We start from the raw sequence: 20059 nt of genomic DNA on the forward strand, positions 1-20059 counted from the left end.
ACATCTTACATGGGCGAATGCTTTAGGTGTCAAGTAATCGTGGCCGGGCATTCGATCCCCATATATCTGGCGACGCTGTTTTAGTACAATACGGAAACGGTCGCACCACTTCGGTGCACCGCAACCGCGAGTCTCGCCGATGTCGATGAATCCCCTGCTCCAGCGCCTACGCCTGAACAGCCTGCGCAGCCGCCTGATGCTGCTGGTTGCGCTGGCGATCACGCCGATTGCCGTGATGACGGTGCTCGGTGGCGTCCGCGAGCGCGAAACGGCGATCCGGGCCTCCGAGGAAAACCTCCAGCGCCTGACCAACCTCGCCGCCGCCAACGAGGCGCAGTCGCTCGACCGCGCGCGCCAGATCCTGGTCGACCTGGTGAGCGTTCCCGACCTGATGGGTCCGAGCGAGCGCTGCAACGCCCTGCTGTCCGACGTCCTCGACCGCAACGAAGGCTACGTCAACTTCGGCCTGATCCGCATGGACGGCGAAGTGACCTGCAGCGCGGTGCCGATGCTGCACCCGGTAAACCTGGGCGACCGCCGCCACTTCCGGCGCGCCATCGCCGAGCGCCGCTTCATCGCCGGCGATTACGTGTTCGGCCGCGTCATCCGCCGCCATACCATCAACCTCACCTATCCGGTCACCGACCGCAGCGGCAAGGTGGTGGCGGTGGTGTTCTCGGCGATGGACCTGGCCGGGCTCGACACCTTCGTGAACGACATCAACCTGCCGGCCGGCTCGATCCTGGAGACGGCCGATTCGAACGGCCTGCTGATCTCGCGCCGGCCCGACCCCGAGCGCTGGTTCGGCAAGAAGATCAGCCAGCCGCTGCTGGCTGCCATGCGCGATCCGCAACAGCGCCCGCTGCTGCTGCGCGGCGAAGACGGCATCGAGCGCCTGCATGCCTTCGCGCGCGTGGGCGGTCCGTCCCTGTCGGAATACACGGTGACGATCGGCGTGCCCGTCGAGACCATCACGGCGGCGGCGCGCGAGGCCCAGCTGATGTCGCTGCTGGGACTGGGCGTGACCACCATGCTGGCCATGCTGGCGGCCTGGCTCGCGGGCGACATCCTGATCGTCCAGCGGGTGCGCAAGCTGATGGACACCGCGCGCCGCATCGCCGCCGGCGAGCTGCAGGCGCGTTCCGGCATCAGCTACGGCAACGAGGAAATCGGACGCCTGGCCGCGGCCCTCGACGAAATGGCGGCCGCGCTGCAGGCCAAGGAAGCGGCGCGCAGCCAGGCCGAGCGCGAGCTGCGCGCGGCCGACCAGCGCAAGGACGAATTCCTGGCAATGCTGGCCCACGAGCTGCGCAACCCGCTGGCGCCGATCAGCACCGGCGCCCACCTGCTCAAGCTCCTGCATTCGGACAATACTCAAATCACCCAGACCTGCGCCATCATCGCGCGCCAGGTCGAGCACATGACCAGCCTGGTCGACGACCTGCTGGACGTCTCGCGCGTGACCCGCGGCCTGGTGTCGATCTCGACCCAGGTGCTGGACCTGCGCAAGGTGGTGGACGATGCCGCCGAACAGATCCGCCCCCTGATCACCGCGCGCCGCCACAAGGTGGTGCTCGACCTGCCGCCCGGCCCGGCCCGGGCCAAGGGCGACCACAAGCGCCTGGTGCAGGTGGTCGCGAACCTGCTGGGTAACGCCACCAAGTACACGCCCGAGGGCGGCCACATCGAGCTGCGCCTGGCCGAGGATGGCGACAACTACGTGCTGACGGTAGCCGACGACGGCATCGGCATGGACGCCGCGCTGGTGGACCGCGTGTTCGACCTGTTCACCCAGGCCGAACGCAGCCCGGACCGCTCGCAGGGCGGCCTGGGCCTGGGCCTGGCGCTGGCCAGGAGCCTGGTCGAACTGCACGGCGGCGGCGTCAGCGCCGCCAGCCCGGGGCCGGGCAAAGGCAGCACCTTCACCGTGCGCCTGCCGCGCTTCAGCCAGGAAATCGAGTCGCCGGTGGCGGAGGCGGTGCGCCACGCCGCCACCGCCCAGGCGCCGCTGCGGGTGCTGGTGGTGGACGACAACCTGGACGCCGCCCACACCCTCAACCTGTTCCTGGCCGCCGCCGGACACCGGGTCGAGATCGCCTACAACGCGCTCGACGCCATCGAGGTGGCCAAGGTGTTCACGCCCCAGGTCTGCCTGCTCGACATCGGCCTGCCCGACATGGACGGCAACGAACTGGCGCGCCGGCTGCGCCAACTGCCGCAAACCAGCGGCGCCACCCTGATCGCCGCCACCGGCTACGGCCGCCAGCAGGACCGCAATGCCGCGCATGAGGCCGGCTTCGACCACTACATGGTCAAGCCGGTGAATACGGTGCAGCTGAGCGAGCTGCTGGCGCAGGCCAGCGCGACGCCAGTGGCGCGATAGGCGTGGCGCGGTGTCATTGGGCAGGACAGCGCTTTGACCGGCGCGGGCGGGCGCCAAAGTTGCCTGCCAGGCAAATGCGATCTTGCCTGCACTACGGCAATCGAATTTGAGGTGGGCAAACAGCATTTCCACCTTCTTTCGCTCCCGGCCTGACACCCGGTAGGCCTCGAACTAGCGATACCGCGGCGGCGTCACGGTGTCGATGTAGAGCACGCCGTCGTAGCTGTCTGCGGGCACCAGTTGGACGGGTCTGGTCCCCCATGTCCGTGCGTCAAGGCCAGTGTGCAGCCACGCAGCATCCGGAGTGCCCTGCGGGCGGGAGAAATTAAGCAGGCTCATCTTGTAGCCGCCGTTGGCAAGGATCGACTCGAACGATTCCGCTGCGGGAGGCAAGATCGTGTAGATGCGACGGTCGTTCATGGCCCCAGCGCCACGCCCCATGTACAGGCCTAGCGTGTACAGCTCGGAGCGGCGCCGTTCCGCAAGCCAGGCGCCCATCGGTTTCCAGCTTCCGGCGTGCTCAGGCGCGTAGGCGATGTGCGCGTTATGGGCCCAAACGATTACTTTTCGCTTCGGATACAGTGTGTCGACAACGAAATCCAGATTGTCCGCCATCGCACGATCCCTTACCGACATCCCTTCCGCCATCGGCAAACTGCGCATGTGGACGAAGGCAATCCGCGAGCGCGCTTCCTGAATGGCGAGGTCGACCCATTTTGGATGTTCAGGCAAATGCTCCAGCAAGCGTGGACGGTTCTGTTCCAGGATGTGCAGCAAGCCCATGTAGTAAGCGAGCAAGCTGTCCGCGTCTTCCTTCTTGAACTTCTTCAATGTGGCTTCATGCTGCAACAGGGCAGGCACAGAGGTCGGATCAAGGATTTCGAGCATTGTGCGGAATCGGCCGCTGGTCGCGCCGGAGCTGCCGCTCGGCTGGTTATCAAAGCCGGTAATACGCAGCGGACGCGGACCGGCTTGGGTTTTGCGTACGTAATCGAACAGGGTCAAGACCTCGTCCGTGTGCCAGACACCGAACACGCAAGACCGCATGGTTTTCTCCGCACTTTCCGTCCCAGCCGTTTCGCCTGCCGCATCACAGTCCGTCATCGAACTTTCGAACGCAATCACGTCAAAGCCGAGCTTTTCGTGAAGGAATCTGATCAGCCGTACTTTCATCCAATTGAATTCAGCGATGCCGTGGCTGCTCTCGCCCAGTTGGATGACGCGTCGATCCCTGAGCAATGGTCCGAGAAAGGCGAGATCGGAAAAATCGTCGCTGAACAAAGAGCGGATCGGATGGCGATGCGCAAGCACGTCGCGACGCCAGGCAGGGCGAACAGTCGGCACGGCCGCCGCCGGCAAGGTCAGATCGCTGTCTGCCAGCAAAGTTTGTGATGGCGTCGGCCGCGGCGGAACTTGCACTTCTCGGAGAACAGCAGGTGCTACTTTGCTTTGTCCGTCCACCGCCAGTTTCAAGTCGGAGAACCAGGCGCTGCCGGTTCCTGTCATTAGGGTGCCAATCCGCACCGTCTCCGCATTCGGCGCGACAGGCACGAGGATCCTGAATTCGCGCCATTCCGTGTCGCCGCGCGCCCCATCTTCTCCAGAATTTTTGTAAGCGACTGACTGCCCTGTCGCTTGAACGCTCACGAACAAACCGGCCCAGCCATCTTTTACCGCCTGGGTTCGAATCCGTCCGGACAGCGTAACCGCATGGCCTCCCGCCCCGGCGACTGGCAGGTCATGGCAGAACGCACCAAACTGCCCGGTTGCGCGCGACGCCGTTGCGCTCAGCTTCACAGCGCAGGGCGCGGGCGGCGCCGCATCGCACACCTGCTCGGCCGCATAGCCCTTCAGGTTCATGAACCAACGCGCAGGGCCGCCGTGCTCCTGCTCCCAATCGCGAAATTGCGGATTGGGGAGAGGGAGTTCCTGAGCGGCAGCCTGCAGCGTACCGGTAAGCAGCATGGCAGCAAGTGCGCGGGTTGAACGGGTTCTGAACATTTGGCTCATCGAAAGCTAAGAATTAAACAGCGATCACCTGAGAAACGGGTACAGTGCGGGACTTTTTTCTCCCCGCCATCAAGCTCAGCATAGCAAGCTGCAAGGGACGAAAAATCGCATATTGTCACCAAGGACCGAATCCGACCCAAGATGGACGTATCGCTCAGTCGTCGACAATCAAGATGTGCGGTGAATTTTCCATGTCGCCGGTAAGTAAGGTGGTTGCCAATGAAGAGAGTGTGCCGCGATGCCAGACCTACGAACACTATTGCGGCCGGAACGGCTGGCTACACGAAGGCAATGCACGAATGCGATTACTTATCGATAACTACGATGGGTTTGTCTTTTTCGACCAGGTAGGTCGCGAGCTCAGAAGTAACGTCAGAGCCTACGTTGCGTGCCGAGTGCGAGGCGCCGGCTGGAATATAGAGCGACTCGCCTGCTCTGAGGCGATAGGTCTTCCCGTCCATCTCGTACTCGATCGTGCCTCTTAGAACATAGGCAATTTCGACGCCTGGGTGAGAGTGCTTTGGAAACGATGCCTGGGGAGCGAAGTCGACGCGAACCTGGATAGCGAGGGTCTTGCTGTCGTATTCCCGACGCACGGTCTCTGTGCGGGCAATTCCTTTGGCATCGAACGCCGGCGCCGGTAGCGCATCGGCGTTCGGCGTGAAAGCAAGGGCTTGGCTGGAGAAACACGCGAAGAACACGGTAGCCATCACAGCTTTAGAGAGAGTTTTCATAGGTATCCTAAGGATCATGCAAGGGTTTGTTTAAATGAGGGTAATAGACTGCGATGGATTCCTGCGCCGGCGAGCTGACGCTGAATCCCGCTGCGCATGAGTCGCCCTGCCGGTTACGCAATGCGCGCTCGATGCGCCACGATTACCTGCCGTGTGCAGATCGGCCGACAACGACACGCACCTCGTGCGCTTGTAGTGCTGCCGGAGCAATCTGGTCATAGGTGTGGCGGCTGGACATGGTCCTCTTTCGGCTGAACGTTGGCGATAAATGAATGGCTTCTAACCGTACACATCAATGGCGCACATCCATTACATCAAACGGATGTATCCCTCTTGTGTTCCGAACGGGCTCTTTTTGCTTCCGAATGTAGCTGGGCCCGTGGCAGATACATTGGCTTACACGGCTGGCCCTTTTATATGAGCGGCTTGCCAGCCAGGTAATTCTTCGATGGGCATTGGCATGCTGAACAGATAGCCCTGCGCCAAATCGCAGCCCTGCTGGGCCAGGCAGTTCGACACGTTCCTGCACTCCACACCTTCTGCGACAACTTTCCGTCCCAGTGCATGGCCGAGGGCAATAGTCGACCGAACGATCGCTGCCGCTTCTACGTCGCCCAGGATCGGCGCAATGAAGGACTGATCGATTTTGATGCCGTCCATTGGAAATTGCCGTAGATAGCTCAGGCTGGCGTAGCCGGTTCCGTAATCGTCGATCATGATCTCCACGCCGCAATCCTTCAAACGCCTGAGCGTCGCCAAGGCCGCATCGGGATCTTCGATCAACGCGCTTTCGGTCAGCTCGAACTGCAGCAGTTCGGGGCGCACGCCCCAGGCATCGAGCTGGTTCTGGACCCGTTGCGCCATCGCCGGATGCCGAATGTCGTGCGCCGACAGGTTCACCGCTAGCGTCTGCACGTCGTCATACGCCTGCCAGCCGCGCAAAAAACCCAGCGTCGCGTTCAAGACCCAACTGGTCACCCGGCCGATCATGCCGCTTTGTTCCGCCAGCGCGATAAACTGTGCGGCAGGAATCAGGCCCAGCCTGGGATGGGCCCAGCGCACAAGGGTCTCAGCGCCCGCAATGCGACCCGTGCGTAAATCGATCTTCGGTTGGCAGTACAAGCGTAGTTCGTCGCGTTCAACGGCGCCGAACAGGTCACCCATCAGTGCCAGCCGGCTTGCCTGCATCCGCTGCTGTGCATTGGTGTATAGAGCGACTCGCCTGCCGCCGGGCCTGGTCTGAGCGAGGGCAGCATTGGCTCGACGGCAAAGCGCGGCTGGCGAGACTACGTCGTCGGTATCGCCGGCCAGTCCGCCGCTGACCTGGATGCAAAAAGACATTCCGGCGACTGCAAAAGGCCGATCCATGAGATGGCACAGGGCTTCAGCGTACTCTGCGGCATCGTCCGTCGCACTGCCGCGCAGGATCAAGCTTAACGTATCGTCGCTGAAGCGTGCCAGGATGCTATCCCTGGGAAGACTTGCTTCGAGCCGGACAATGGCCTGCCAAAAAAGTTCGTCCGCAATCTCGTCGCCAAACACCTGGCCGATCTCTCGCAGACGGCCTAGTTGCAGGTGCAGCAACGATAGCGCCGAGCCGGCCGAACGCGCATCGTGCCAGGACTGGGCCAGCGTATCGCGGTGGCGTTTCAGGTCCGGCAGTCCATCGACAGCATTGCGTGCGCCAGCTCTGCTCTCGGCGTCCCTGCCCGTGTTCGCTTGGTCTTCCATGCGTCACCTCATAATCCGACGATCCGACGTCCATGTTGTATATGGGCAGCGGCGAGCACCGCCCGCCTGTGCGCTGGGCTAGAAGCTGAAGATGGAATAGCCGTCCGCGGCAAGCTGAGCAATGATCGGCAGGCCCGAGGTACCTGGCACGCTGTTGTCGGTCACCAGGTCGAAGCCGTTTTTCTCAGCGTCCTCGCGCGCCCCGAAGACGTCGGCGCAGCCGCATGACACGCCGGCGACGGTATCGGCCACTGCTTGGTAGAGCGCATGGACCGGGTGGGCGGGGTTGCCGACCACGCCGGCCCAGCGGGTACCGGTGCCTTGGAAGTAGATCGCAACGTCGGTGCCGCGCTGTTTGAAATCGTAGGCTGCGGCCAGGCCGTTAAACAGGCGTCCAAGGGCTTCTTCGCCGCCATGGCTTAGGTCCGAAAAAATGATGATCGCTGCTTTCATGATGTGCTCCTGATCTGGGATGTTGCGGTTGGGAGAGGTAGCCGTTCAAGGCATGGATCACATTCTGGAGGTTAAAGAGATGCGGAAAAACAGTGCAGGGAGAAATTGATTGTTTCGGTAGGAAGCGCTTGTCCGGCAAACAATCAGCGCGGATGCCGATCCAGCATGGTCCTTGCCCTTGGGGGCATGCAGGCCTATGCTTGACTGTCAATACGAAAGAATGATGGCGCACTATTCTTGCCGCACTCACGCAGTGCATGTGACTAACTCCACACCATGAGCGGAGACATCAATGAGCGAACACTCCAAGTTTCACCGCCGCGAGCGCGTCATCCAGGAACGTGCCGGAGAAACAGCCCAAGCTGACCGGAACATCTCCGTGCTGACCGACACGGTCATCGGTGGAGCGCATCGGCAAGCAGGCCATGGCTGTCGTTGCGAGCATCGACGGTGGCGGTGGTGTCTGGGCATCGGTCCTCTTCGGCCAGCCCGGGTTCGCACAAACCGAAACGGGCAAGGCGATCGGCCTGTCGGTACCGGAGCAGGAGCGCGACCAGACCGATCCGTTCTGGGCAAACATAGGCGCGAACCCGAGCATCGGTATGTTGTTCATTGAGTTAGGGAGCCGACGGCGCTACCGCGTCAACGGCCGCCTGGCTGCGATCGACCATCGGCGGGCATCATGCGGAACTCCTTCACATGGGGGCCGTGCTGCACAACGGTTTGAATGAGGTAGCGCATGATCTCAAGCCTTTGCATGAAAGGAAGTGATGTAGAAAGTGCTGCCCGTGCCGATAGGCGCATTCATTTGGGTTGCCGCAATGCCCTACCTGGGTTACCGCCATGGCACCATCATCCATGCCCCAAGGTCGGCCCGCCATTCCGCGCTGTCTTGCGACGCGTCCGCGGGCCTCTGGTGAGGGGGACGCACTAGTAATCTCATTAGCCATGCCAGCATGTCCTTGATGAGCCGGTACTCCAGCTCCCTGCGCCACTTACGCTCGAGGAAGGCCTGTGCCTGGTCCCGTCCATGCGCGAATTCAGCGCGGTTGCGCCAGCGGGTATCCAAGCTGTAGGCCAGGGCAACCCGGGCGGGATCACGGCTGTTCCAGCCATCTCCGCAAGGCGGATCGTTTCGATGGCGCTCTCCCGGGACGGTAGTGGCGATGCGTGACTCCCGTCCACTGCTTTCATGATGCGCTCCTGCTTGGGATGGTTCGGTTGAATCGGTAGCCGTCGTTACGGCATGGAAGTCATTCTGGCCGACCGACGCATATCGAGAAACGGGGCGTGGAGAAATGGATTGTTTCGCGAAATGGAATGTCCAGGACATGCCAGGCTGTTGATGCAGAATGCAGTAACCGCTCTATCTGTTGCCAGATGACAATTTTTAGACGTTCTAGTAGTCGAGCTTGTCTAAAATCTTTTCTCGCTAATTACTAAACCACGTGCGGTCGATGTAGTTCAACCAGACCTGCCCAGACAAATCCATGACCGTGATCAGCCGAAATTCGCTTTCCCGCTTACCTGATGCAAAGGCATCGGATTCGCGTTCCAAGCTCGAACAGTTGTACAAGACCCTGCAGGAGTTGAGAAAACAGCTGCGCTCGCTGCACAAGCAGCTGGAAAGTGCCGGGACCATCGGAGAACGGATGGCGCTCCGGCGCCAGATTACTGCTGTGGAGGAGATGGTCGAGGCGATCCGCCGGCAGATCATGCTTATCACCCAAGCCGAAAAACGCAAGCAGGGTGTGCGGCTGGAGGTGCCTGCCCTTGACGCTTCGCTGACGGGCCTTGAGCCCGCCGACAGCCAGGACTCGGCAGTGACGATCTTTAAACCCCCTTACGAGCTCGGTGAGTAGGAAAATTCCACGCTCATCCTGACACCGATCCAGGCAACGCAAGCGGGCAGCGGTCAGCCATCCGGGAGCGTCATGATAAATGCCATGAAGACGGCGACAGCCTTCAGACATGGAAGGAAATTCCTGACCGCCAGGCGTATCCGGCTTTGGCGACGGACGGTGCCGCTTCTATCGAGCCCGCCTTTCCGAAACCCTCTCCTGCGCGGATCGGGCTGCCCTGGCCGCCCAGGCCAATAAAGCCGACCTTTAGCGCCCGATCGTCAGCGAGGGTTGGCGGCTTCATCGGGCAATCATCCGCAGCGTATCTTCCCACAGCCTCTCGGCCAGCACCGGGTCGATTGCATAAGCGGCTACTCCACGGAAGTCGACGGGGCGGTGGTCCATGACTGGCGCTTCATTGCAGTCTTCGAAGTAGCGTCCACCGATGCCGTCGAGCAGGGGTGAGGCTGCTAGCAGCACCGAGGTGGCCGCGCCCTGCGCCGCATTCTTGCGTCGTTCCCGGGGCGCCTTGAGGCCACCGGTATGCTTTTGCAGGTTAGTGGCGATTGCACCCGGGTTAAGGGCATTGGCGAAAATGCCGTCTGTGGCCCAGCGCCGGGTTGCTTCGACCGCCATCAGGGCGCAAGCTGACTTGGACTGGCCGTAGGCCACGAGAGGATCGTAGGCCAGGAAGTTGAAATGTATGTCACCAAAGAGCACAGGCGCGATCAGGTTGCCGCTGGAGCTTACCGACACGACACGCGCCCCGCCATCCGGTTTCGCCGCGGCCAGTGCGCCATGCAGGCCCAGCGTCAACGTGAAGTGCCCGATGTAATTGGTGGCCAATTGCATTTCCCAGCCCTCCGCTGTCAAGTTCCGCTCGGGAATGGCCATCACGCCAGCGTTATTGATCAGCATGTGAAGCGGCCCCTGCCAAGCGGCGATGAAGGCCTGTACGCTGGATTGGTCCGCAAGGTCGAGAACGCCGACTTTCACAAGGCCGTGTCCGCATGCGGCTTTGAGGTCGGCGGCGACTCGGTGGCCTGCTTCCAGGTTGCGCACGGCGATGGTGACTTCGGCTCCAGCGGCGGCCAGGGCGCGCGCTGTGTCGGTACCGATACCGGACGATCCACCGGTAACGACGGCGCGCTTGCCGCGCAGGTCGACGCCTTGCAGAACCTCGTCCGCGGTGGAGGCGAAGCCGAATGGGGTGGTAATCATCGATGTCATTGCTTGATCCTCTTGGTCGATGGCGCGGTGTCTGCGCCGCATGACCCAAGCATAGGACAAGCGCATTGATGAGACTAGATCGATAAAGCTTGATGCCTTGTTGAGCAAGTTGGGACAATCGAAAACAAATTCCCGATGTGCATGGCTTAATCACCCCACGACTACCCGCATCGCCTCAACCGCTACCCCGAGTGGCAGGCCTGGCTACGCAAGCAGCAGCTGCCGACCCTGCTCGTGCGGGGCAAACACGACCAGGCTTTCGTGGCGCCTTCAGCACCGTTGCCGTTCGCAACCGCGAACTGGAATCAGGTGCCCGTGCCTGGCATCGATCGGGCCAGCAATGCGCACTGCGCATCCCAGCTCTTCGAGCGCGGCGAAGACGCCGCCGTGTTCCTGCCGTTCGGCCCGGTACTGGGCGGGACCGTTTCTGCTTGTGCAGGCGCTCCCTAGAATGGCTCCATGTCGCCGCCAACGCGACCTGCGGGACTAGCTCGCACAGCCTATACCTGTCAACCGGTTCTCACCCGGAACCCACCGGAGAATGCTATGCGTTACCTGGCAACGAGCTTGCCTGTCCCGCCCTCGGGCTCTTGCGCAGCCTGCTCGGTTCCCTCATCGGGCTGGCGACGGCCCTAGCCTGGCGGCTGCCTCCCTTGTTCCCGCGAATGACCCGCACACCGGCGTCCCGGAGTGCCACAGCCTGTAGAATCGCTTGACGTTACCAACCGATCGGCGGATAAAGGACACATCCTTTCCGCATGGGAGTCGCCATGGTCACGGTAACGAGGAACGAGGTCATGCAGGGCTTGCGAGGTAGCGAATTCATCCTTCACTACCAGCCCAAAGCGTCCTTGATCAGTAACCGCATCGTCGGGGCCGAAGCGCTGGCGCGCTGGCAGCGCCCGGACGGCGTGCTGCTCCCGCCTGGCGCCTTTATCCCGGTGGCGGAGCGCTCCGGCCTGATCAACCGCTTGACGCTGCAACTGCTGCCGAAGCTGATGGATGACCTTGCAGCAAAAGGGATCGGCAGCGACATGTGCGTCTCGTTCAACGTCACGGCGCCCGACCTCGAAGACGACGTGCTGACGGAACAGATTCTTGCCAGCGTGGCACACGGCAGCTTGCTGTCGGGCTCGCTCGAACTCGAGATCACCGAGACCCAGGCCATGCAGGCCGGGCACAGGATGGTGCGCAATGTCGATGCGCTGGCCGAGGCGGGTATTGGGCTTGCAATGGACGACTACGGCGTCGGCTACTCCTCCATCGATACCCTCAGCCAGTGGCCGTTTACCAGCATCAAGCTGGACCAGGGCATCGTCGGCCGCATGCTGAATTCAACCAAGAACGCCACCATCGTTCGCTCCTCGATCCGGCTCGGGCACGAACTCGGACTGCATGTGGTCGCCGAGGGTGTCGAGGCGTCCGAGCAGCATGACTTCCTGGTCGAGGCTGGCTGCGAGATCGCGCAAGGCTACCTGGTGAGCCACCCGTTGCCCCTGGCAGAATTCGATGTGTTCCGACATAACATTGGCAAATGCCGGGGCATGCCGATAGGGCTGGTACACATGGCCATCGTCGACCACGTTCAATGGCGGCGTCAGATGGTCAGTTACGCGATCCAGCGCAGCGCTCTCCCAGCAGATTCCCCGCTCCGGCAGGTGGAGGGCTTTCCCCCCCTCTGTCTAACCAAATGTGCGCTTGGAAAATGGTATATCGGCGATGGGCGCTATTTTGCCGATACACCCATGTATCAGGCCATCGATGCGCCGCACCGGAGCCTGCACGATGTAGGGGGACAACTCGTCGGCCGTATTCGCGCAGGCGCGGAGCTCAATGATATTGTCCCTCTGCTGTATGAACTAAAACAGGTCTCTACAATCTTGATACGGCTTCTCGAAGATATCGAGGACGCCGGTGTACAGGCTCTATACACGAGTCCTCCCGCGCAGTGCACGCACATGAACTTGGGCGGCGCAGGATCAATCCGAACTTCCCACTGATAGCCACCAACAGGGCTGGCGATGTCAACTGGATAGGCATGCGGCGCCCTATCAAATGGCACCTCGGTTTCGGCAAGCGAAATACTGAATTGAGACCCCCACCATTTTTCTCCTTCACGACCTTCCCTAGAATGGATTCATCTGCTGCACGGTTCTCGCCAATCAAATGCGTGAGCGATAGCAGACCCGGCAGGCGCCAAATTGCGCAGTCTGGCACAGCGCATACGAACTTCATTCAACTGATTCGTCCACAGGAGAAACATCATGCGCATCATCCGCATTCTCGCCCCTTTCGCAGCAGCGATCACCCTTGTCTTCGCTTCCCATGCGACCCACGCGGCGCAGGCCCCGGCTCCCACCAAGGCCGCACCCAACGTGGCCAGTACTGCCAGCGTCAGCTACCGCACCGTCAAGGTCGATGGCGTCAATATTTTTTACCGTGAAGCCGGCCCGAAGGATGCCCCGACCATTCTGCTTCTACATGGCTTCCCAACCTCATCGCAGATGTTCCGCAACTTGATTCCGCTGCTGGCTGACCGTTACCATGTTATCGCGCCGGATTATCCGGGCTATGGGCAAAGCGACATGCCTGCGATGAAGGACTTCACCTACAGCTTCGACAACCTGGCCAAGGTGGTCGACAAATTCACCGAAGCTGTGGGCGTGACCAAGTATGCGATGTACGTGCAGGATTACGGTGCGCCGATCGGTTTCCGGATCGCCGCTGCGCATCCCGAACGTGTCACCGCCATCGTCGTGCAAAACGGTAATGCTTACGATGAAGGTATTGACAACGACTTCTGGAAGCCCTTGAAGCAATATTGGGCGGACAAGTCCGAAGCCAATGGCGCGAAACTGCGACCATTGTTCGAACTGGGCGCCACCAAATGGCAATATACGGAAGGCGCGCGCGATGTCACCCGGATTAGTCCCGATGCCTGGACCGTGGACCAGGCCTACATGGACCGCCCCGGCAACAAGGACATCCAGCTCGAACTGTTCTACAGCTATGGCAGCAATCCGGGGCGTTACGCACAGTGGCAGTCCTATTTCCGCAAGCATCAGCCACCCATGCTGATTGTCTGGGGGAAGAACGACAAAATCTTCCCACCGGCTGGCGCCAGCCCTTACTTGCGCGACCTGCCGAAGGCGCAACTGCACCTTCTCGATACCGGTCACTTCGCCCTCGAAGAAGACAGTGCCAAGATAGGCGCCCTGATGCGTCCCTTCCTGGCCAAAGCCATGCGCAAATGACCCGGACGGCCGGCAGCTGCGATGCTTGCCGGCCACACCAGGATGCGACGCCAGCCCATGCTGGCGCCTGAAGTCCCTCCGGTACCTGATCGTCACCCGCAATGAACCGCGAAATTCCTCCTTCGGATTCATGACCACACTTGCTGAACTTGAAGCAGTACTCACCGTCGCGCGCATGCGCAGCTTCCGCGCGGCTGCTACCTCACTTGGCGTCTCGACTTCCGCTGTCAGCCATACGGTTGCCGGGCTAGAGGGGCGGTTGGGTACGCGTTTGTTCAATCGGACGACCCGTAGCGTGGCAGTAACGGACGCCGGCGCCGAGTTCATGGCTGTAATTGCACCGGCGCTCCTGGACATTCGGCGTGCGATGGAAACGGCGGGCAGCAGCAGCGGCCAGCCATCGGGTACGCTTCGCATCAACACCTCGGCGGCCGCCGCCTTGCGCTGCATGCCCTTGTTCATGGAGTTCGCCGCCCGCTATCCGGCGGTGTATCTCGACGTCGTGACCGAAGGCCGGCTGATTGACATTGTCGCCGGTGGCTATGATGCTGGCATCCGGCTGGCACAGAGTGTTCCGCAAGATATGATTTCAATACAGATCGAACCGGCACTGCGCTACCTCGTCGTCGGCGCACCGGCTTTAATCGAGGCAATCGGTGCGCCAGCCACCCCAGCCGACTTGCGCACCAAACCGTGTATCCGGATGCGCATGCCTAGCGGCGCACTCTATCGCTGGGAATTCATGGCCAACGGCCTACCAGTCGAGATCGACGTGAGCGGTACGCTGACCTTCGACAATCCGGCTCTGGCAAGGGAAGCCGCGCGCGGGGGACTGGGTCTGGCTTACCTCGCGGAGTGGCACGTCGCCGATGACATCTCTAGCAGACGTCTGGAGCAGGTGCTCGACGATGCCACCCTGGAGGTCGAGGGACTATGCCTCTACTACCCTGGGCGACGGCACGTCTCACCCAGTCTTCGGGCACTGGTGGACCTGGGGCGTGACCGGTTTCGTGCCCACGAGCGCCCACGTGTTGACCGGTAAGTTGCGTCAGGTAGCGCAACCCGCTCCAGATACCTACGCATACATAACCCCGGCTCGGCCAACATGTGCCCGATACATGTGCCGCGTCTGACGGTGGCTTCCATCAGCCGCGAAGTGTTCCTTGTCCAATACGATCGATTTCGTTCTGGCCTTCTTGGCCGGTGCTGCCACTATAGCGTCACCCTGCGTTCTCCCCTGCTTCCACACTCGCACTGGTCGTGCGGGCAGGTGATCCAGGGCGCTCTGCCCTGCTGGTATCCCTGTATGCCCTCGGCGCTGCCCTGCCCATGGGCTCCGGAATGCGAGCTCGCCAGGGACGATTGTGCTTACCTGGCTTTTCCGAAATAATGCCTGTGCAAGACCATTTGAGGTTTTTACTTTTTTCGTCAGGAGAACAGTCATCGACCAAATCCACCTCATGCAAGTGTTCGTGACGGTTGGCGAAGAAAGCGGATTTGCCTCTGCCTCGCGCAAACTGGACGTCTCTCCGGCTGCGGTCACGCGTGCGATCGTTGCTCTCGAAGAGCAGCTAGGCGTGCGGCTATTGCTGCGAACTACGCGAAATGTCCGCATGACGGACGCCGGGCGCCAGTATTTCGACTCAGCCCGCGCAATCCTGGCCAGCATAGCCGAGGCCAATGAAGCTGTTTCGGGCACCAGTAGCCAGCCGCAAGGTACGCTGGCTATCACAGCGCCAATACTGTTCGGCCGAATGATGGTGCTGCCTTGCATTGTCGAATATATGCGGCAGTATCCTCAGGTCGAAGTTACCGCGCAGTTCCTGGACCGAGTGGTCAATGTTGTTGAGGAAGGCATCGACGTCGCCATCCGGATTGGCCATTTGCCCGATTCGGCCTTGCGCGCCACCCGCGTCGGCCAGGTTCGACGCGTTCTGTGCGCCGCACCGAGCTACCTCGAGGCCTCCGGCGTTCCATCCCATCCCTCGGATCTGCTGCAGCATACGGTGGTGTCCTCGAGTGCCGTGTCCCCTAGGGTCGAATGGCGCTTTGGGCGCGACCCGGAGCCATTCACCGTCAGGATGAAGCCGCGCCTGACCGTTACCAGCAACGATGCGGCACTGTCGGCAGCGATTGCCGGAGTCGGCATCACCCGCCTGTTTTCCTACCAGGTGGCGGACGCGGTCAATGCCGGCCAGCTGCGCCTCCTGCTCGAGAACTTCGAGGAAGCGCCATGGCCGGTGCAGGTGGTCCATCGCGAGGGGAAGTACGGTTCCCTGAAAATCCGCAGGTTCATCGACGGCATCGTCGAACACTTGCGGACCCATCCCAGTCTCGAGCCCTAGCCTGCCACCGCCCAGCCGGCTGTCATCGAATGTATCGAGCTGTCGCGCTTCTGTCGCGGGACGCTGGTTCACCAGGCGCCGCAGGTAAAATCGCCTCCCCTGGGGACCGCCCCACCGACCACAAGGATGACATGAAGCTCCAACAACGACGGATCGCGCGGGCTGTGCTGCTGCTCGCGGCGCTCGGATGCGGCACGAGCGTATCGGCCAGCGTCGATACCACTGCGAAACCAGGCGGTGTGTACCCGCTTAAACCCGGGATCTACGTGGCCCGCGGCACCGAGTGCGCAGCGCCTGCCAATGCCGCGATCCGCCAGTACGACGGCCGTGGCATCAGTACGACGCACACCCACACATGCAGGGCCAAGGTGCTGGCGCTCAAGGCCAACCGCGCCACAGTCGACCAAAGCTGCGTCGGCACCAAAATGGGATCAAAGCGCCGGGAAATGCAGCGCCAGCTGGTGACCGTCCATGACGCCCTGACATTCACGCAGACCGTCAAGGGCACGTCGACGACCTACCGCTATTGCGCGCCGTACCAGCTGCCGCGCGCTGTCCGACATTCGTTGCATTGAGCGTGCCGCGCCAGGCTCAAGCAGGCCGAGATGCCAGCTTGCCAGCGCGCTTCAGACCGCATCCTGAGCGCGGGACACCGGCGTCTTCAATCGCCATTTCAGCCTCGGGCCAGATCCCTTACGGCAAACGGATCACGCTGGTGCGGCAGTGCCCTGAAGCTAGCGCTCAGACCAAGGATACGCCGTCGAGTCCTGGCGTGTTGGCAAAGACCCCTCTCATAAATTCGATGAAGGCGGAGACCCGCCGTGGAAGCAGACGCTCAGCCGAATACAGCGCATTAAGAGGTGTGCCGGCCGCAGCATGGTCTACCAATAGGGCCGTCACCTCGCCACGCTCGAGTTCGGCGGCAAGCATCCATGAGGGAAGATAGCCGATCCCCATGTCGCGTAATACCGCGCGACGGATGCCCTCCAGGCTGTTAAGCCTCAGGCGACCGCTCACATGGACGTCGCCGCTGCTGAACGGCCAGCGTCCGCTTGCGCTGCCGCTGCCCAGCAATGTGTAAATCAGGCACTCATGCTGCGGCAAATCGGAAGGGACGGCTGGCCTGCCATGCCGCGCTATATAGGCCGTGCTTGCCACGCAGATGCGCTCGGACGTTCCGACCCGGCGCGCGCGCAGCGCGCTATCCTTCAATGCCCCGCCGCGCAGCGCGATATCGACACCTTCCGCCACCAAGTCGATGTAGCCGTCACTAAGTCGCAGCTCGACTTGCACGTCAGGATAGCGCGCAAGGAAGGCCGGCATGGCACCCATCACTACTTCCGTACCCAGGCTTTCCGCACAAGACACCCGCAGGAGTCCATGCGGGTTCTTTTCTCCGCGCGCATCGGACTCTGCCTGCGCAATGACATCGAGAGCGTGACGGGCCTGGGCGTAATAGCTTTGTCCTTCGGGCGTCGTGGCCAGCCGGCGGGTCGAACGGTGCAGGAGCCGGGTATCGAGCAACTTCTCGAGCGATGCGATGTGCCTGCTGACGTTGGGTTGGCCGATCTGCAGTTCCCGCGCTACCGCAGAAAAGCTTCCCGTCTCCACGGCCCGTACGAAGCAATGCATCCAAAGTAATTTATCCAATTTGAGAGCCCCTTACGCAATTCATGCAGTCCGAGCATAAATCATATGCGTCTGGCCTGTCTTCCGCCTTGGCTTCCTCCGCCCCACACTAGATCCTGTGCTCAATGCCGAGCGCTTATTGAAATCCATCCTCAGGGGAAAATCCATGTCACTGAAACTTGCAGGAAAAGTAGCGGTCGTTACCGGCGGAAGCACCGGTATCGGCCTAGCCATCGCCAGGCGTTTCGTCAGCGAAGGCGCGACCGTCTACATCACCGGCCGTCGTCAGGCGGAACTCGATGCCGCGGCCGCGGCCATCGGTGGCGCCGCCACCGGCGTGCGGGTCGACTCGGCCGACGTCGGCCAGTTGCAGGCGCTGTACGAGCGGATCAAGCAGGAGCACGGCAAGTTAGACGTCCTCGTGGCCAATGCCGGCGGCGGCTCCCTGCTACCTATGGGGAAGATCACCGAAGCACACTACGAGGACACTTTCTCACGCAATGTGAAAGGCACCCTGTTCACAGTGCAGGAAGCCCTGCCCTTGATGAGCCCGGGATCATCGGTGATCATGACCGGCTCCACCGCTGCCAGCGGCGGTACCGAAGCGTTCAGCGTGTATGCCGCCTCGAAGGCCGCTGTGAGGGCGTTTGCCCGGAACTGGATCGTCGACCTGAAAGGCAAGGGCATTCGCGTGAACACGCTCAGCCCGGGCCCAATCAAGACACCGGGGCTGGTCGAGCTGGTTGGCACCGATCCGGATCAGCAGCAAGGATTCCTCGACCAACTCGCGTCCTTGATTCCGATGGGCCGGGTGGGCGACCCGGACGAGGTCGCGAAGGCGGCGGTCTTCCTCGCATCCGATGACGCCAGTTTCGTCAATGGTATTGAACTGTTCGTGGATGGCGGTATGCGCCAGATCTGACGCTCATCTAAGCCCAGAGGCCGTCACCGGTGAGTTCCGGCAAACCGGCGCGGCAGAGAACGGAGGTGCGATGCAAACGTCGGGGAACGGCCATCAGCGTCTAATGTTCTCCGCGCCTGCCTTTGGCCGAGAGCGGTCTCTCACAGTTGCTCGACGGCCGGCACATCATACTACTCAACGACAGACAGTCCATGAGCTTATCGCCAGGCCACCGCCCGCGAGCTTGCACGGGTCCGCCTAAGTTATCTCCCGAACGGTGGCGGCACCTCTGATCGGCGTAGCATCGGGCAACCTGACCCAAGGAAGCCCCACATGCACAGCGAACAGAATGGCACTGCCGACATCCCGCTCAGCGATCCGCCCGCCGCCGCGAAAGCCGCCGGGCTGCGCTACGTCCACGACGACCGTCCCGGCATCCGGCGCGAGAAGCTGGGGGACGGCTTCCGCTACCTCGACGCCGGCGGCGACCCGGTGACGGACGACGCGACGCTGGGACGCATCAAGTCGCTGGTGATTCCGCCGGCCTGGACGGATGTCTGGATCTGCCCCCAGGCCAACGGCCACCTGCAGGCCACCGGCCGCGACGCCAGGGGCCGCAAGCAGTACCGTTACCACCCGAAGTGGCGCGCCGTGCGCGACGAGGTGAAGTACGAACGCATGCTGAACTTCGGCCAGGCGCTGCCCGCCATCCGCAAGGAAGTGAACCGCGCCCTGTCCCTGCCCGGTCTGCCGCGCGAGAAGGTACTGGCCACCATCGTCTACCTGCTCGAAGCGACCATGATGCGTGTCGGCAATGAGGAATATGCCCGCACCAACAAGTCCTTCGGCCTGACCACGCTGCGCAACCGCCACGTCAAGGTCGACGGCAGCGACGTCGAGTTCCGCTTCCGCGGCAAGAGCGGCGTCTACCACAAGGTGCAGGTGCACGACCGCCGGCTGGCGCGCATCATCCGGCACGCGCGCGACCTGCCCGGCCAGGAACTGTTCCAGTACGTGGACGACGGGGGCGAGACCCACAGCATCGATTCGAGCGACGTCAACGACTACCTGCGTTCGATCACCGGCGAGGATTACACCGCCAAGGACTTCCGCACCTGGTCGGGCACGGTACTGGCGGCGCTGGCCCTGCAGGAATTCGAGAAATTCGATTCCGAAACCCAGGCCAAGAAGAACATCGTGCGCGCCATCGAATCGGTGGCCGAGAAGCTAGGCAACACGCCCTCGGTCTGCCGCAAGTGCTACGTCCACCCGGTGGTGCTCGACGCTTACCTCGACGGCACCGTGCTGGAAGCGCTGCGCGAGCGCACCGAGCAGGAGCTCACCGAAGACCTGCACGCGCTGCAGCCGGAGGAAGCCGCGGTGCTGGCGATGCTGCAGCAGCGCCTGCGCCACGAGCAGGAAGAAGAGAAAAAACGCGAAAAGGAGCGCGCCGCCGCACCCGGAAAGGAGGCAGCTGCGCCGCGCCGCCGGAAGGCGGCAGCCGCCATGCGAGGAGCGGCATGAGCAAGCCGGCCGGCGGCCAACTTC

General features: G+C 62.0%; 16 protein-coding genes and 1 pseudogene. 10 read left to right on the plus strand and 7 right to left on the minus strand.

All coding sequences use genetic code 11. From position 1 onward, the window contains the following. Positions 1-145: 145 nt before the first annotated feature. Positions 146-2383, plus strand: a complete 2238-nt coding sequence (locus AC56LK_RS05155; protein ID WP_497183487.1) for a hybrid sensor histidine kinase/response regulator — start codon at positions 146-148, stop codon at positions 2381-2383. 171 nt (positions 2384-2554) lie between these two features. On the opposite strand, the gene AC56LK_RS05160 is transcribed toward AC56LK_RS05155, so the two are convergent. The 4 genes from AC56LK_RS05160 to AC56LK_RS05175 all read right to left on the minus strand — a co-directional run bounded on the left by AC56LK_RS05160 (position 2555) and on the right by AC56LK_RS05175 (position 7311). Then, positions 2555-4384: an erythromycin esterase family protein gene (locus AC56LK_RS05160; RefSeq protein ID WP_497183488.1), complete on the minus strand. Its 1830-nt coding sequence runs from the start codon at positions 4382-4384 to the stop codon at positions 2555-2557. Positions 4385-4698: 314 nt separating this feature from the next. Beyond that, a complete protein-coding gene (locus AC56LK_RS05165; RefSeq protein WP_497183489.1) occupies positions 4699-5127 on the minus strand; it encodes a cupin domain-containing protein in 429 nt (142 codons plus the stop codon). Positions 5128-5523: 396 nt separating this feature from the next. Continuing rightward, entirely contained in the window at positions 5524-6858 is a 1335-nt protein-coding gene (locus tag AC56LK_RS05170; protein ID WP_497183490.1) for a putative bifunctional diguanylate cyclase/phosphodiesterase, read from the minus strand. A gap of 78 nt (positions 6859-6936) precedes the next feature. Further along, positions 6937-7311: a DsrE family protein gene (locus tag AC56LK_RS05175; protein ID WP_497183491.1), complete on the minus strand. Its 375-nt coding sequence runs from the start codon at positions 7309-7311 to the stop codon at positions 6937-6939. Positions 7312-7712: 401 nt separating this feature from the next. Between AC56LK_RS05175 and AC56LK_RS05180 the strand changes: the two genes are divergently transcribed. Continuing rightward, positions 7713-8042, plus strand: a complete 330-nt coding sequence (locus tag AC56LK_RS05180; protein ID WP_497183492.1) for a hypothetical protein — start codon at positions 7713-7715, stop codon at positions 8040-8042. Positions 8043-8167: 125 nt separating this feature from the next. On the opposite strand, the pseudogene AC56LK_RS05185 reads toward AC56LK_RS05180, so the two are convergent. Beyond that, positions 8168-8505: pseudogene (locus AC56LK_RS05185) on the minus strand (DUF1348 family protein); the annotation flags it as partial. 296 nt (positions 8506-8801) lie between these two features. On the opposite strand from AC56LK_RS05185, the gene AC56LK_RS05190 reads away from it, so the two are divergent. Continuing rightward, entirely contained in the window at positions 8802-9173 is a 372-nt protein-coding gene (locus AC56LK_RS05190; RefSeq protein WP_497183493.1) for a hypothetical protein, read from the plus strand. A gap of 279 nt (positions 9174-9452) precedes the next feature. Here the strand turns inward: AC56LK_RS05190 and AC56LK_RS05195 are convergent, their stop codons facing one another. Continuing rightward, on the minus strand, positions 9453-10382 hold the full coding sequence (locus AC56LK_RS05195; RefSeq protein ID WP_497183494.1) for an SDR family NAD(P)-dependent oxidoreductase: 930 nt from the start codon (positions 10380-10382) through the stop codon (positions 9453-9455). 770 nt (positions 10383-11152) lie between these two features. Between AC56LK_RS05195 and AC56LK_RS05200 the strand changes: the two genes are divergently transcribed. From AC56LK_RS05200 to AC56LK_RS05220, 5 genes are all read left to right on the plus strand, one after another. Next, entirely contained in the window at positions 11153-12382 is a 1230-nt protein-coding gene (locus AC56LK_RS05200; RefSeq protein WP_497183495.1) for an EAL domain-containing protein, read from the plus strand. 264 nt (positions 12383-12646) lie between these two features. Next, the gene (locus AC56LK_RS05205) at positions 12647-13636 is read left to right on the plus strand and encodes an alpha/beta fold hydrolase (RefSeq protein ID WP_497183496.1); all 990 of its coding nucleotides are present in this window, start codon (positions 12647-12649) and stop codon (positions 13634-13636) included. Between the two features lie 130 nt (positions 13637-13766). Then, positions 13767-14678, plus strand: a complete 912-nt coding sequence (locus AC56LK_RS05210; protein WP_497183497.1) for a LysR family transcriptional regulator — start codon at positions 13767-13769, stop codon at positions 14676-14678. A 418-nt stretch (positions 14679-15096) separates the two neighbouring features. Further along, entirely contained in the window at positions 15097-15981 is an 885-nt protein-coding gene (locus AC56LK_RS05215; RefSeq protein ID WP_497183498.1) for a LysR family transcriptional regulator, read from the plus strand. 131 nt (positions 15982-16112) lie between these two features. Continuing rightward, positions 16113-16556, plus strand: coding sequence for a hypothetical protein (locus AC56LK_RS05220; RefSeq protein ID WP_497183499.1), 444 nt, complete (start codon positions 16113-16115; stop codon positions 16554-16556). A 166-nt stretch (positions 16557-16722) separates the two neighbouring features. On the opposite strand, the gene AC56LK_RS05225 is transcribed toward AC56LK_RS05220, so the two are convergent. Continuing rightward, on the minus strand, positions 16723-17631 hold the full coding sequence (locus AC56LK_RS05225) for a LysR family transcriptional regulator (RefSeq protein WP_497183500.1): 909 nt from the start codon (positions 17629-17631) through the stop codon (positions 16723-16725). A gap of 145 nt (positions 17632-17776) precedes the next feature. On the opposite strand from AC56LK_RS05225, the gene AC56LK_RS05230 reads away from it, so the two are divergent. Next, a complete protein-coding gene (locus AC56LK_RS05230; protein WP_497183524.1) occupies positions 17777-18532 on the plus strand; it encodes an SDR family NAD(P)-dependent oxidoreductase in 756 nt (251 codons plus the stop codon). Between the two features lie 312 nt (positions 18533-18844). After that, the gene (locus AC56LK_RS05235) at positions 18845-20035 is read left to right on the plus strand and encodes a DNA topoisomerase IB (protein WP_497183501.1); all 1191 of its coding nucleotides are present in this window, start codon (positions 18845-18847) and stop codon (positions 20033-20035) included. The last annotated feature ends 24 nt before the right edge of the window (positions 20036-20059 follow it).

The sequence above is a fragment of the Telluria sp. ZB4P36 genome (genome assembly GCF_059685865.1).

What these genes read in the sequence shown, in the direction of transcription:
- AC56LK_RS05155 (WP_497183487.1), top strand. Translation starts at nt 146, where the DNA reads ATGAATCCCCTGCTCCAGCGCCTACGCCTGAACAGCCTGCGCAGCCGC.
- AC56LK_RS05160 (WP_497183488.1), bottom strand. Translation starts at nt 4,384, where the DNA reads ATGTTCAGAACCCGTTCAACCCGCGCACTTGCTGCCATGCTGCTTACC.
- AC56LK_RS05165 (WP_497183489.1), bottom strand. Translation starts at nt 5,127, where the DNA reads ATGAAAACTCTCTCTAAAGCTGTGATGGCTACCGTGTTCTTCGCGTGT.
- AC56LK_RS05170 (WP_497183490.1), bottom strand. Translation starts at nt 6,858, where the DNA reads ATGGAAGACCAAGCGAACACGGGCAGGGACGCCGAGAGCAGAGCTGGC.
- AC56LK_RS05175 (WP_497183491.1), bottom strand. Translation starts at nt 7,311, where the DNA reads ATGAAAGCAGCGATCATCATTTTTTCGGACCTAAGCCATGGCGGCGAA.
- AC56LK_RS05190 (WP_497183493.1), top strand. Translation starts at nt 8,802, where the DNA reads ATGACCGTGATCAGCCGAAATTCGCTTTCCCGCTTACCTGATGCAAAG.
- AC56LK_RS05195 (WP_497183494.1), bottom strand. Translation starts at nt 10,382, where the DNA reads ATGACATCGATGATTACCACCCCATTCGGCTTCGCCTCCACCGCGGAC.
- AC56LK_RS05200 (WP_497183495.1), top strand. Translation starts at nt 11,153, where the DNA reads ATGGTCACGGTAACGAGGAACGAGGTCATGCAGGGCTTGCGAGGTAGC.
- AC56LK_RS05205 (WP_497183496.1), top strand. Translation starts at nt 12,647, where the DNA reads ATGCGCATCATCCGCATTCTCGCCCCTTTCGCAGCAGCGATCACCCTT.
- AC56LK_RS05210 (WP_497183497.1), top strand. Translation starts at nt 13,767, where the DNA reads ATGACCACACTTGCTGAACTTGAAGCAGTACTCACCGTCGCGCGCATG.
- AC56LK_RS05215 (WP_497183498.1), top strand. Translation starts at nt 15,097, where the DNA reads ATGCAAGTGTTCGTGACGGTTGGCGAAGAAAGCGGATTTGCCTCTGCC.
- AC56LK_RS05220 (WP_497183499.1), top strand. Translation starts at nt 16,113, where the DNA reads ATGAAGCTCCAACAACGACGGATCGCGCGGGCTGTGCTGCTGCTCGCG.
- AC56LK_RS05230 (WP_497183524.1), top strand. Translation starts at nt 17,777, where the DNA reads ATGTCACTGAAACTTGCAGGAAAAGTAGCGGTCGTTACCGGCGGAAGC.
- AC56LK_RS05235 (WP_497183501.1), top strand. Translation starts at nt 18,845, where the DNA reads ATGCACAGCGAACAGAATGGCACTGCCGACATCCCGCTCAGCGATCCG.